Here is a 13370-nt window from a genome sequence, read left to right as displayed (position 1 = left end):
GGGGGGGGCGGGGGGGGGGGGGGGGGGCCGGGGGGCGGGGGGCCGGGGGGGGGGGGGGGGGCGGGGGGGGCCCCGGGGGGGGGGGGGGGCTGGGGGGGGGGGGGGGGGGGGGGGGGGGGGGGCGGGGGGGGGGGGGGGCGGCCCGGCCGCAGCCGCGACGCGGCGGGCCCGCCGGGGGTGCGGGCCTGCGGAGGGTGCGGGCCTGCGGAGGGTGCGGGCCTGGGTGCGCGCCGGGCGGAGGCCGCTCGGCGCAGCGAACCTAAACCGGTTCAGGAGCGCTGTCAACGACTCGCGCAGCAACCACCCCGTCGGGTGGCTCGGCCCCCGGCGGCGAGGTGGACTCGCGCACGGTCAGCCGCGGTGTGGGCATCTGCAGGTCGCGCCCCGGGCCGGGCTCGTCGAGGGCCGCCAGCAGGCTGCGGGCGACCTGCTCGCCGAGCGCGAAGGTGTCCCGGCTGAGCGCGGTCAGCGGCGGGTGGACGATCCGGGCCAGCACCGAGTCGTCGAAGGAGACGATGGACAGTTCGGCGGGCACCGCGACGCCCATCTCCCCGGCCACGCCGAGCCCGGCGACGGCCATCACGTCGCTGTCGTAGACGATCGCGGTGGGCCGCCGGGGCCGGGAGAGCAGGGTGCGGGTGGCGGCGGCGCCCTCGGCGTCGCTGAAGTCGGTGGGCACCGACACGGCCTCCTCCAGTCCGAGCCGGCGGGAGGCGTCGCGCAGCGCGCGGATCCGCCGCTGGGTGTGCTGGAAGTGCGGCAGCCCGGCCAGGTGGGCGATCCGGCGGTGCCCGATGGCGGCCAGGTAGTCGACGATGGAGAGCATCGCCTCCCGGTCGTCGGCCCAGATCCGCAGCGGGCCGCCGCCCTTGCCGGGCCCGCCCAGGATGACGGCGGGCAGGCCGAGTTCGTCCAGCACCGGCAGCCGCGGGTCGCGGACCTGGAGGTCGACGACGATGAAGCCGTCGACCCGGTGCTCGGAGGCCCAGCGCCGGTAGACCTCGATCTCTGCGGCGGTGTCCTCGACCACCATCAGGTGCAGCGCGACGGAGCTCGCCGAGAGCACCGCCTGGAGGCCGGACAGCAGTTGGCTGAAGAACGGCTCGACGCCGATGGTGCGGGCCGGGCGGGCGATCACCAGCCCGACGGCGTCGGCCCTGGCTCCGCCGAGGGCCCGCGCGGCGCTGTGCGGGCGCCAGTTCATCTCCTCGGCGACCCGCAGGATCCGGGCCCTGGTCGCCTCGCTCACGCCGGGGCGGCCGTTGAGCGCGAAGGAGACCGCGCCCTTGGAGACACCGGCCTGGCGCGCGATGTCGGCGATCGTCGGTCTGGCCACAGAACCCGACTCCTCTCTTGACATCCAAGTTTAGGCGGGAGCATAGTCCCTGGCATAGCTAGACCGGTTTAGTAAGACAGGTTCTGGAACTCGGCACCACCCCCGTGACCCAAAACCACCCCCCGAGCTCGGCACGATCCCCCACCCACCCCCAGGACCGGGAGACCCTCATGCGAAGAATCTGGGCGGCACTGACCACGACGGCGTTCACCGCGGCCGCACTCACCGGCTGCGGACTCGGCTCCAGCGAAAGCAAGAACAGCGACAGCGTGGCGAGTGCGGCCGCCACCGGCGAGGTCAAGGGCAAGGTCTCGATCCAGACCTGGGCGCTCAAGCCGAAGTTCACCGACTACATGCAGGGCGTCCTCGACGGCTTCAAGAAGAAGTACCCCGGCGTCGAGGTCGAGTGGCTCGACCAGCCCGGCGAGGGCTACTCCGACAAGGTGCTCAGCCAGGCCGCGTCCGGCGGCCTGCCCGACGTGGTCAACCTCCCGCCGGACTTCGCCTTCCCGCTGGCCAAGAAGGACCTCCTGCTGGACGTCCTCAAGGCCGACCCGAAGCTCGCCGACGAGTACGTCGCGGGCGGCGTCGAGGCCTACCGCTACACCGGCCTGAACGGCACCTTCGGCTACCCGTGGTACCTCAACACCGATGTGAACTACTGGAATTCGGAACTCCTGACGAAGAACGGGCTGGACCCGAAGAAGCTCCCCGCCAGCCTGGACGACCTGATCGCCCAGTCCCGGGTGATGAAGGAGAAGTCCGGCGGCCAGACCTACCTGATGAGCCGCAAGCCGGGCCTCGGCGACCTCTACAACGCCGGCGTGAAGCTCATGTCCGACGACGGCAAGTCCTTCACCTTCAACACCCCCGAGGCCGCCGCGCTGCTCGACAAGTACCGCGACGCCTTCAAGGAGGGCCTGCTGCCCAAGGACGTGCTGACCAACACCTACGTCGGCAACTCCAAGCTCTTCAACGCGGGCACGGCCGCCTGGACCACCGGCGGCGGCAACTTCATCACCAGCCTCGCCACCGACAACCCGACGATCGCCCCGAAGATGGTCTCCTCCCCCACCATGGGCGTCCCGCCGCTGTACGTGCAGGGCCTGACCATCCCGAAGAACACCAAGAACCCGGCCGCCGCCGTCGCCCTCGCCCGCTGGGTCACCAGCGCCGAGAACCAGGCCGCGTTCTCCCACCTGACCAGCGTCTTCCCGTCCACCAAGGCCTCCGCGAACGACCCGTTCTTCAGCAAGAGCGACGGCACCAACGCCGGCGACGCCAAGGTCGTCGCCTTCGACTCGCTCGCCAAGGCCAAGCTGATCCAGCCCGTCCAGGTCGACGACGCCATGAGCACCATCGTCAACCAGCAGATCGCGCTGGCCATCAGCGGCGACGCGAGCTCCAAGCAGGCGCTGGACTCCGCCGTCGAGCAGTGCAACAAGCTGCTCAAGGGCTGACGGCCAGGCGCCACCCCGACCGTACCGGTCAAGCGGCGGGCCACCCCTGCCCGCCGCACCCGGGAATGACCCGCACCACCCCCAGGAAGGCAACGGCATGACCCACCGGCGTTGGTTCACCCCCTGGCTGCTCGCCGGGCCCGCGATACTCTGGCTGGCCGTCTTCAACCTCTGGCCGGCCGTCAACACGGTGATCCTGTCCTTCACCAACGCCAAGCCCCTGGGCGGCGGGCAGTTCACCGGCCTGGAGAACTACGGGCGCCTGCTCGACGACGAACAGCTCGCCGACGCCCTGCTCAACAGCATCGTCTTCATGCTGGTCTGCCTGCCCCTGCTGACCATCCTGCCGCTGCTGCTCGCCCTGCTCGTCCAGCGCAAGATCCCCGGCATCACCTTCTTCCGCACCGCCTTCTACACCCCGGTCATCGCCTCCGCCGTCGTGGTGGCGCTGATCTGGGGCTGGGTGCTGGACGACCGCGGCCTGGTCAACGGCCTGCTCCAGCAGTCCGGTCTGACCGACTCCCCGGTCGCCTTCCTCACCGACCGCTGGCTGCTGCTGTTCAGCGCGATCGCCCTGACCGTCTGGAAGGGCTTCGGCTACTACATGGTCATCTACCTGTCCGCCCTCGCCAACGTCCCGCGCGAACTGCACGAGGCGGCGGCCGTCGACGGCGCCAGCCCGATCCGCCGGTTCTGGCACGTCACCCTGCCCGGGGTGCGGCCGACCATGATGCTCGTCTCCGTCCTGATCTCGGTCAGCGCGCTGCGCGTCTTCTCCGAGCTGTACGTGCTCTCCCACGGCCAGGGCGGCCCGGGCGGGCGGGACATGTCGGTGGTGATGCTGATCCAGATGTACAGCCGCGGCTTCAACGGCCACCTCGGCTACGCCTCCGCGCTCAGCCTGATGCTCTTCGTCATCACCCTCGGCCCGATGCTGCTGCTGATGCGCCTGAACCGGAAGGCGGCCTGAACCCCGTGACCTCCCCCCGTTCGAAGGCCGTCCGCCGCGCTCAAGGTTCCCAGGGCTCGCAGGGATCCCGCGGCTCCCAGGGATCCCGGGGCTTCAACACCCCCTCCACCGCCCAGACCGCCGGTCGCTACCTGCTCCTGGTGCTCGTCCTGCTGCTGGTGGTCGGGCCGTTCCTGTGGCAGCTCTCCACCTCCCTCAAGGGTCCCAACGAGGACGTCTACACCAGCACCCCGAGCTTCATCCCCGAACAGCTGACCTTCGGCAACTACGGCAAGGTCGCCGAGACCATTCCGGTCTGGACCTACGCCCTCAACTCGCTGATCGTCGCCGCCATCTGCATCACCGGCAACGTGGTCGGCTGCACCCTGGCCGGCTTCGCGCTCGCCCGGCTTCGCTTCCGCGGCGCCAAGCTCGTCCTCGGCCTCTTCCTCGCCACCCTGGTGCTCCCCGGCGAGGTCACCATCGTCTCCCAGTACGTGCTGGTGCGCGGCCTCGGTCTGGCCGACACCCTGACCGGCGTCGCCCTGCCCGGCGCGATCGCCATGCTCAACGTGCTGCTGATGCGCACCGCCTTCGCCGCCGTCCCGCTCGAACTCGACCAGGCCGCCCTGGTCGACGGCGCCACCGTGTGGCAGCGGCTCTGGCACATCGGCCTGCCCAACGTGCGCGGCATGCTCAGCGTGATCGTCATCTTCACCTTCATCGGCGCCTGGGACGACTTCCTCTGGCCCCTGATCGTGCTCAACGACCCGCAGAAGTACACCCTCACCGTCGGACTCCAGTACCTCAACGGCACCTTCTCCGCGAACCCGCGGCTGATCGCGGCCGGCACCATGATCGCCTTCCTGCCGATCGTCGTGGTGTTCGGCGTCTGCCAGCGCTTCTTCTTCAAGGGCGTCGAGGAGGGAGCCGTCAAGGGTTAGGCCCCGGCCGGACGTGTCCGACGATTCCTGACCCCACCGCCCGTTCGCCCCACACCCGTTGAGGACTCACCCGCCCATGAGCAACCCCGCACCGCAGCGCCCCCGCTTCGGCGTCAACTACACGCCCAGCGCCGGCTGGTTCCACCACTGGCTCGACTTCGACCTCGACGCCGTCCGCGCCGACTTCGACTCCATCGCCGCACTCGGCCTGGACCACGTCCGGGTCTTCCCGCTCTGGCCGCTGTTCCAGCCCAACCGCACCCTGATCCGCCCGCGCGCCGTCGAGCAGCTGGCGGCCCTGGTGGACGCGGCCGGCGAACGCGGCCTGGACGTCGCGGTGGACGGCCTCCAGGGCCACCTGTCGAGCTTCGACTTCCTGCCCTCCTGGACGCAGACCTGGCACCGGCGGAACATCTTCACCGACCCCGAGGTCCTCGACGGCCAGGCCGCCTACCTGCGCACCCTCGCCGAGGCGCTGCACGAGCGGCCCAACTTCCTCGGCATGACGCTCGGCAACGAGATCAACCAGTTCTCCGGCGAACCGCACCCCGACCCCGACCGGATCACCCCCGGGCAGGCCGACGCCTGGCTGCGCCGGATGCTCGACGCCTGCGAGCAGGGCGCGCCCGGCCGGATGCACCTGCACGCCTCCTACGACGCCGCCTGGTACCTGGACGAACACCCGTTCACCCCGTGGCACTCGGCCCGGATCGGCGCCGCCACCGCCGTGCACTCCTGGGTGTTCAACGGCACCGCCCAGCGCTACGGCGCCCACTCCACCGCCACCGCGCAGCACGCCGCCTACCTGGTCGAGCTCTCCAAGGCCTGGGCGGACGACCCGGCCCGCCCGGTCTGGCTGCAGGAGGTCGGCGCCCCCGCCCCGCACATCACCGCCGAGGACGCCGCTCGGTTCACCGGCGCCACCGTCGAGGCCGTGCTCGACTGCCCGGACGTGTGGGGCGTCACCTGGTGGTGCTCGCACGACGTGGACCGCTCGCTGGCCGACTTCCCCGAGCTGGAGTACAGCCTCGGCCTGCTCACCACCGACCGCGCGGTCAAGCCGGCCGGCGCCCGGCTGGCCGAGGCCGCCGCCGAGGCGCGCCGCTCCTGGCAGCCGCCCGAGCCGCGCACCACCGCCGTGGTGGTGGCCACCGGGGACGAGGTGACCGCGCCCAAGCGCTCGGTCTGCGGGCCCGGCGGCGCCGTCTACGAGGCGTTCATGCGCCTCGCCGAGGCGGGCGCCCGCCCGACCACCGTCCTCGCCGAGCACGCCGAGGACCAGGCCCACCTGGCCGCGCGCGGGATCACCGAGGTGGTCCACCCGGACGACGTACGTTCTCTCTGACCCCTGTTGTTTCGCCCTCAGTCACGCAACGGAGCCCGCTGACATGCACGATGACCGCACGCTGGTCGAGTCCCGCCTCAAGCGCGTCCTGGACGAGCGCATCCGCCCGGCCGTCTACCCCGAGTCCGTCCCGCTGGAGGTCGGCATCTGGACGGCACCCGGCGAGCCCGTCCCGGTCGCCGAGGGCCTGGCCGCGCCGCGCACCCCGATCGCGGTCGGCGACGCCTGGGGCGCGCCGTGGGGCACCAGCTGGATCACCGTGACCGGCACCGTGCCGAAGGCCTGGGCCGGGCGGACGGTCGAGGCGCTGATCGACCTCGGCTTCGACGCCAACATGCCCGGCTTCCAGTGCGAGGGCCTGGTCTACCGCCCGGACGGCACCCCGGTGAAGGGCCTCAACCCGCAGAACCAGTGGGTGCGCATCGCCGCCCCCGCGGCCGGCGGCGAGCAGGTGCTGCTGCACGTCGAGGCGGCCTCCAACCCGGTCATCCTGGACTACCACCCCTTCCTGCCCACCGAGTTGGGCGACAAGGACACCGCCGGCGACCAGCCGCAGTACAAGCTGACCCGGATGGACCTCGCCGTCTTCGACGAGACGGTCTGGCAACTGGTGATCGACCTGGAGGTGCTCGGCGAGCTGATGGCCGAGCTGCCGGTGGACGGCGCCCGCCGCTGGGACGTCCTGCGCGCGGTCGAGCGGGCGCTCGACGCGATCGACCTCCAGGACGTCAACGGCACGGCGGCCGCCGCCCGTTCGGAGCTCACCGACGTGCTGGCCGCGCCCGCCGTGCCGTCCGCGCACCGGATCAGTGCGATCGGCCACGCGCACATCGACTCGGCCTGGCTCTGGCCGCTGCGCGAGACCGTCCGCAAGGTGGCGCGCACCACCGCCAACATGACCGCGCTGCTGGAGGACGAGCCGGACTTCCTCTACACCATGTCCCAGGCACAGCAGTTCGCCTGGATCAAGGAGCACCGCCCCGAGGTGTACGCCCGGGTGCAGAAGGCCGTGGCGGAGGGCCGGTTCGTCCCGGCCGGCGGCATGTGGGTCGAGTCCGACACCAACATGCCCAGCTCGGAGGCGATGGCCCGGCAGTTCGTGCACGGCAAGCGGTTCTTCCTGGACGAGTTCGGGGTGGAGAACCACGAGGCCTGGCTGCCCGACACCTTCGGCTTCACCGGCGGCCTGCCGCAGATCATCCGCAACGCGGGCTCCAAGTGGCTGTTGACGCAGAAGATCTCGTGGAGCCAGATCAACAAGTTCCCGCACCACACCTTCCTCTGGGAGGGCATCGACGGGACCAGGATCTTCACCCACTTCCCGCCCGTGGACACCTACAACTGCTCCATGAAGGGCAGCGAGATCGCCCACGCGGCACGGAACTTCAAGGACAAGGGGGTGGCCCGGCACTCGCTCGCCCCGACCGGCTGGGGCGACGGCGGCGGCGGCACCACCCGCGAGATGGTCGCCAAGGCGGGCCGGATGAAGGACCTGGAGGGCTCGGCCACCGTCCGCTGGGAGAAGCCCGCCGAGTTCTTCGCCAAGGCCGAGGCCGAGTACCCGAACCCGCCGGTCTGGGTCGGCGAGCTCTACCTGGAGCTGCACCGGGCCACCCTGACCAGCCAGGCGAAGACCAAGCAGGGCAACCGGCGCAGCGAGAACCTGCTGCGCGAGGCCGAACTCTGGTGCGCCACCGCCTCGTTGCGCACCGGCGCGGCCTACCCGTACGAGCAGCTGGACCGGATCTGGAAGACCGTCCTGCTGCACCAGTTCCACGACATCCTGCCCGGCTCCTCCATCGCCTGGGTGCACCGCGAGGCCGAGGCGACGTACGCGGCGCTGGCCGCGGAGCTGGACTCGCTGATCGACGGCGCCCAGCAGGCCCTCGCCGGGGACTCCGCCGGCGGGCGCGAGCTGGTGTTCAACTCGGCGCCGCACCCGCGCTCGGTCGTCCCGGCCGGCGGGGCCGCCCCGGCCGCGCTCGGCTCGGGCGCCTGCGAGGTCATCGAGCGGCCCGAGGGCGGCTTCCTGCTACGCAACGGGCTGCTGGACGTGGTCGTGGACGCCGACGGCCTGGTGGCGTCGGTGGTCGAGGTGGCGAGCGGCCGGGAGACCGTCGCCCCCGGCACCCGGGCCAACCTGCTCCAGCTGCACCCGGACTTCCCCAACATGTGGGACGCCTGGGACGTCGACCAGTTCTACCGCAACACCGTCACCGACCTGACCGCCGTGGACGCGCTGACGGCGCTCTCCGCCCCCGACCAGGCCGCCGTCCGGGTGGCGCGCTCCTTCGGCTCGTCCACCGTCGTCCAGACGCTCACCCTGCGGGCGGGCGAGCAGCGGCTCGACATCGACACCGAGGTCGACTGGCACGAGACCGAGAAGTTCCTCAAGGCCGCGTTCCCGCTGGACGTGCACACCGAGCGGTACGCCGCCGAGACCCAGTTCGGCCACCTCTACCGGCCCACCCACACCAACACCAGCTGGGACGCCGCCAAGTTCGAGGCCTGCAACCACCGCTTCGTCCACCTCGACGAGCCCGGCTGGGGCGTCGCCCTCGTCACCGCCTCCACCTACGGACACGACGTCACCCGCGCCGTCCGCGACACCGACGGCGGCACCACCACCACGGTCCGCTTCTCGCTGCTGCGCGCGCCCCGCTTCCCCGACCCGAAGACCGACCAGGGCCTGCACCGTTTCCGGCACGCCCTCGTCCCGGGTGCGGCGATCGGCGACGCCGTCCGCGAGGGCTACCGGATCGGCCTGCCCGAGCGGCGCGTCACCGGCAGCGCCGAGCAGGTCGCGCCGCTGGTGCAGCTGGACAACGACGCGCTGGTGGTCAGCGCGGTCAAGCTCGCCGACGACCGCAGCGGCGACCTGATCGTCCGGGTCTACGAGGCGGGTGGCGGCCGCGCCCGGGGCCTGCTCACCACCTCCTACCCGCTGGCCGGCGCCGTCCCCTGCGACCTGCTGGAGCGGCCCTGGGACGGTACCCGCGGCGAGGTGGCCGTGGAGGACGGCGCGGTGCGGCTGGCGCTGCGGCCGTTCGAGCTGGTCACGCTGCGCCTGAGCGCGGCGGGCTGAGCACCGCCGACTGACGGGCGGGCGGGGCCCCGCTGTTCGGAGCCCCGCCGTTCGGGGTCCCGCACCCCGCCCGCCGCGCCCCGCATGCCGCACTACGCTGATCGGCGCCCCGGCCCGCCCGCCGGGGCGCCGCCCCCGCCCGAACCCGCCTGGAGCCCGCCGCGATGACCCTCACCCCGCCGCCCGCCGCCACCCCGCTGTTCGCCGCCGTGGACATCGGCGGCACCAAGATCGCCGGGGCGCTGGTCGACGGCCACGGGCGGCTGCGGCACCGGCACCAACTGCCCACCCCGGCCCGGGAGCCGGGCGCGGCCGTGCTCGCCGTCGTGCACGAGGTGCTGGACCGGCTCGCCCGCACCGCCGACTGGGCCGCCGTGACGGCCGTCGGGATCGGCAGTGCCGGCCCGGTCGACCTCGTCGCCGGCTCCGTCAGCCCCGTCAACATCCCCGGCTGGCTCGACTTCCCGCTGGTCGCCGAGGTCGCCGCGCACCCGGCGGTGGCCGCCCGGCGGCTGCCCGTCCAACTGGCCGGGGACGGCGTCGCGATGGCCGCCGCCGAGCACTGGCAGGGCGCCGCCCGGGGCGCGGCCAACGCGCTGTGCCTGGTGGTGTCGACCGGGGTCGGCGCCGGGCTGGTGCTCGACGGCGCCGTCCGCCCCGGGCCCAGCGGCAACGCCGGCCACCTCGGCCACATCACCGTCGACCTGGACGGCGAGCCCTGCCCGTGCGGCTCGCGCGGCTGCCTGGAGGGCCTCGCCAGCGGCACCGCCATCGCCCGCCGGGCCCTCGCCGAGGGCTGGCGCCCGGCCGGGGAGGACCGCTCGGCCCGGGCCGTCGCCGCCGACGCCGAGGCGGGCGACCCGATCGCGCTCGCCTCCTTCGACCGCGCCGCCCAGGCCCTCGCCGCCGGGATCGCCGCCACCGCGGCCCTGGTCGACCTCGACCGGGTGGTGGTCGGCGGCGGCGTCGCCACCGCCGGCGACGTCCTGTTCGCACCGCTCGCCCGCCACCTCGACCGCTACGCCACGCTGTCCTACATCCGCGGCCTCGACGTCCGCCGCGCCGAACTCGGCACCGATGCCGGGCTGATCGGCGCGGCCGCGCTCTGCCGCTGACCCGAACCCCTCGGAGGCCGCGCCATGTCGCTCCCGCCCTTCGCCCTGCTCCACAACCCGGTCCGCCCGTACGCGTGGGGCTCGCCCACCGCCATCCCCGCGCTGACCGGCACCACGCCGACCGGCGCCCCGCAGGCCGAACTGTGGATGGGCGCACACCCGTCGGCGCCCTCCGAGCTGCTGGCTCCGGACGGCGCCGGCGGGCCGCAGCCGCTGGACGAACTCATCCAGCGGTACCCGAACGCCATGCTCGGGCCGGACACCGTGGGGCGGTTCGGCCCGACGCTTCCGTTCCTGTTCAAGGTGCTGGCCGCCGACCGGGCGCTCTCCCTCCAGGTCCACCCGACCCGGACCCAGGCGGCGGCCGGGTACGCGGCCGAGGAGGCTCGCGGCGTCCCGCTCGACGCACCCGAGCGGGTCTTCAAGGACCCCGGGCACAAGCCCGAACTCATCTGCGCCCTCGGGGACTTCGAAGCGCTGTGCGGCTTCCGAACGGCCGCCGACACGGCCCGGCTGCTGGACGCGCTCGCCGTCCCGCTGCTCGCCCCCTGGGCGGACGACCTGCGCGCGCACCCCGCCGCCGAGGCCCTGCCCGCGCTGCTGCGCCGGGTCCTGGCCGAGGACCGGCCGACCCGCACCCAACTCGGCGACGTCACCAGGGCGTTGCACCGGCTCGCGGCCGAGGGCGGCCCGTTCGCCGAGGCCTGCGCCGGCTACGCCCGCGCCGCCGCGCAGTACCCCGGCGACCCGGGCCTGATCGCCGCGCTGCTGCTCAACCACGTCCGGCTCACGGCGGGCCAGGCCCTCTACCTGGACGCCGGGGTTCCGCACGCCTATCTCCGGGGCGTGGGCGTGGAGTTGATGGCCAACTCGGACAACGTGCTGCGCTGCGGGCTCACCCCCAAGCACGTCGACGTCGACGGCCTGCTGGCGGTCACGTCCTTCCGCACCGATGAACCGCAGGTCCTCACGGCACTCCCGGGCGACCGATTCGAGGAGGAATTCCCCTCCCCCGCCGAGGAGTTCAGGCTCTCCCGGCTGCGCCCCGGCCCGGCCGCCGTCCGCGCCGAGCTGCCCACCCCGCAGATCCTGCTGTGCGTCGAGGGCCGCGCCCGGTTGCACGCCCCCGGCTTCGCGGACCTCGACCTCCCCCGGGGCGCGTCCGTCTACCTGCGGCCGGGCGCCGGACCGGTCGAGCTGACCGGCCGGGGTGCGGAGCTGTTCCGGGCCACCACCGGCGCGCCGGCCCAGGCCGGCACCGGGTGGCCGAACAGCAGGTCGTAGCCGTCCGGGAGCTGCTCGACCACGCGGTCGACCAGTTCCCCCGGGGCCAGGTCGGCGAGGGTGCCGAGCACGGCCCCGATGTCCCACGGCCCGGTCGCCTCGGTCGCGCCGTCGATCCAGCCGACCACGCCGCGCACGAAGCGCTCGGCGGTCAGCGGTTCGGCGGCGGGCCCGGCATCGCGCAGCAGCGGGGCGTACGCCTCGGGCAGCGCGTCGGCGAGCTCGGCCCGTTCGGCCCCGACCAGGTGCTCACCGAGCAGCGCGAGCACGACCCGGATGGCGTGCTCCGCCTCCGCCTCGCTCGGGTACTCCCCGCAGTCGACGACGCGGGCGCGGAAGTCCTCCGGGGAGATGGTCATCGCGTCCTCCTTCCGGTCGGCGGGGACCGGCTGCGCTCCGCCCGGAGGCCGGAGGCCGAGAGCCGCCGGCCCTCTCGCGGACGATCCCTGGCCCGGAGGCCCGGAGGCGGCGGACGGCTGGTGTGGCGGACGGCCCGTGGCGGACGGCTGGTGGCGGGGAGGTCCGGTCGGCTGCGCCGTCACGGCCCGTGACCGCCCGGGGTTCGCCGGTACCCGTGCTGCTCAGCGTACTGCGGCACGGCGGCAGGGAGACCGGCCGGACGGATCGACGCCGTTGTCGATCACGCCGCCGGCCCGCGCCCTGCCCGGCGCGGGGCCACCAGGGGGCCGGGTGTCAGGCCACCGACGCCCGACACCGTCTGCGGGTGCGGTGCGGCAGAGCGGCGCCCGAGCGGGCCGCCACGCGCTGCGGCGGAGGCGCCGTGACCGGCACGGCCGGTGCGGCGGGCACAACGGGCAGGGTGGACACAGCCGGCGCGGCCGGCGGGACCGCGACGGCCTGCACGGCATCCGGCATAAACGCCTCGAGAAAACGCCGCTCGTTCGAACTGAGTTTGCGCGAGCGGCCGGATTCACGGTCCCGCGCGACCACCACGGTCCTGGCCCGCATAAAGGTGATCGGGTCACGGCAGACATTCACTACGACATGCGTGGAACTCCGCCCGATCCGTTCAACCGTCAACTGCACCGACAAAGGCTCGGGCCGGTGGTACAACTGCTCCAGGAAATCGATCTCGTGCCGCGCGATAATGAATCCGGACGGGAACAGGGCGTCCCGGACGGCGGTCTCGTGGTGGCAGAACATGTCGTAAATCCCCTCCTGGACGTAGCCGACCAGCCGGGCGTTGTTGATGTGCCCGTTCTCGTCGACGTCGCTCCACCGGGTGGGGCAGGACAGCACGTGCACGCCCGGGTGCAGCGCGCTCACTGCTGCGTCAGCCCGGCGCCGGTCGCGGCGGGGAGCAGTGCCCGGCGCAACCTCGCGTAGTAACCGGACTGCTCCGCCGCCATCCGGGCCGCCGTCCAACCCTCCTCGGCCGCTTCCGCGGCGACCTGGACGACCAGGCTGTCGAGCACCGCGTCGACCGACCGGCAGAGTTCGGCGACCGCCGCGAGGCGCTCGGTGACATCGGCGCCGACGGCCGCACCCCGGGCCGGGAAAGCGGCCAGCGATTCCGCCGCGAGTTGCAGGTCGTCGACGGTGTCCGGCATTTTCTCCGGCATGTTTTCCGGCATCAAATTCGACACGTTTTTCTCCATGACTCATTCCGGCCATTACGGCCCGGTAACTAGTGTTCGAATACACCGAATCGGTGTCGGCCCCCCGACGCCTTCGACGCTATCCCAGCCGACACGGTCGACGGATGGTTTACGGACGGCGACGGGAAACTCACTCCTATTGGAGTAGTTTGGCGGGGTACACAATATGCCCCATCATCCGAATGCCGTCGGCAGAACGGGTGGCATCGCCGACCCGAACCCCGAAACCGACA

At 73.0% G+C, this 13370-nt stretch carries 11 protein-coding genes; 7 read left to right on the top strand and 4 right to left on the bottom strand.

Features of this window, described 5'->3' with window-relative positions; translation table 11 throughout:
* Positions 1 to 259: 259 nt before the first annotated feature.
* Positions 260 to 1336, bottom strand: coding sequence for a LacI family DNA-binding transcriptional regulator (locus AB0O19_RS29105; protein WP_363623721.1), 1077 nt, complete (start codon positions 1334 to 1336; stop codon positions 260 to 262).
* A 170-nt stretch (positions 1337 to 1506) separates the two neighbouring features.
* Here AB0O19_RS29105 and AB0O19_RS29100 point away from each other — a divergent pair, with 170 nt between their 5' ends.
* The 7 genes from AB0O19_RS29100 to manA all read left to right on the top strand — a co-directional run bounded on the left by AB0O19_RS29100 (position 1507) and on the right by manA (position 11518).
* Positions 1507 to 2796, top strand: coding sequence for a sugar ABC transporter substrate-binding protein (locus AB0O19_RS29100; RefSeq protein ID WP_363623719.1), 1290 nt, complete (start codon positions 1507 to 1509; stop codon positions 2794 to 2796).
* A gap of 97 nt (positions 2797 to 2893) precedes the next feature.
* On the top strand, positions 2894 to 3766 hold the full coding sequence (locus tag AB0O19_RS29095; RefSeq protein WP_363581806.1) for a sugar ABC transporter permease: 873 nt from the start codon (positions 2894 to 2896) through the stop codon (positions 3764 to 3766).
* Positions 3767 to 3771: 5 nt separating this feature from the next.
* Complete coding sequence (locus AB0O19_RS29090) at positions 3772 to 4689, top strand: carbohydrate ABC transporter permease (RefSeq protein ID WP_363623717.1); 918 nt, start codon at positions 3772 to 3774, stop codon at positions 4687 to 4689.
* 76 nt (positions 4690 to 4765) lie between these two features.
* Positions 4766 to 6034 (top strand): glycosyl hydrolase, encoded by a 1269-nt coding sequence (locus tag AB0O19_RS29085; protein ID WP_363623716.1) that lies wholly within the window; start codon positions 4766 to 4768, stop codon positions 6032 to 6034.
* Between the two features lie 43 nt (positions 6035 to 6077).
* Positions 6078 to 9119: a glycoside hydrolase family 38 C-terminal domain-containing protein gene (locus AB0O19_RS29080; protein WP_363623714.1), complete on the top strand. Its 3042-nt coding sequence runs from the start codon at positions 6078 to 6080 to the stop codon at positions 9117 to 9119.
* Between the two features lie 164 nt (positions 9120 to 9283).
* Positions 9284 to 10234: an ROK family protein gene (locus AB0O19_RS29075; RefSeq protein WP_363623712.1), complete on the top strand. Its 951-nt coding sequence runs from the start codon at positions 9284 to 9286 to the stop codon at positions 10232 to 10234.
* Between the two features lie 24 nt (positions 10235 to 10258).
* A complete protein-coding gene (gene manA, locus AB0O19_RS29070) occupies positions 10259 to 11518 on the top strand; it encodes a mannose-6-phosphate isomerase, class I (protein WP_363623710.1) in 1260 nt (419 codons plus the stop codon).
* On the opposite strand, the gene AB0O19_RS29065 is transcribed toward manA, so the two are convergent.
* The 3 genes from AB0O19_RS29065 to AB0O19_RS29055 all read right to left on the bottom strand — a co-directional run bounded on the left by AB0O19_RS29065 (position 11401) and on the right by AB0O19_RS29055 (position 13137).
* A complete protein-coding gene (locus tag AB0O19_RS29065; RefSeq protein ID WP_079135401.1) occupies positions 11401 to 11877 on the bottom strand; it encodes a DUF2267 domain-containing protein in 477 nt (158 codons plus the stop codon). The genes manA and AB0O19_RS29065 overlap by 118 nt on opposite strands.
* 334 nt (positions 11878 to 12211) lie before the next feature.
* Positions 12212 to 12805, bottom strand: coding sequence for a thioesterase family protein (locus AB0O19_RS29060; RefSeq protein ID WP_363623708.1), 594 nt, complete (start codon positions 12803 to 12805; stop codon positions 12212 to 12214).
* Positions 12802 to 13137 carry a hypothetical protein gene (locus AB0O19_RS29055; protein ID WP_363581794.1) on the bottom strand — a complete coding sequence of 112 codons (336 nt, stop codon included), beginning with the start codon at positions 13135 to 13137 and terminating at the stop codon, positions 12802 to 12804. The genes AB0O19_RS29060 and AB0O19_RS29055 overlap by 4 nt, the downstream gene beginning before the upstream one ends.
* Positions 13138 to 13370: the final 233 nt, after the last annotated feature.

Source organism: Kitasatospora sp. NPDC091276, assembly GCF_040684355.1.
Classification (GTDB): Bacteria; Actinomycetota; Actinomycetes; order Streptomycetales; family Streptomycetaceae; genus Kitasatospora.
The sequence above is the reverse complement of the archived record's forward strand: the minus strand, read 5'-3'. Positions and strand labels throughout refer to the sequence as shown.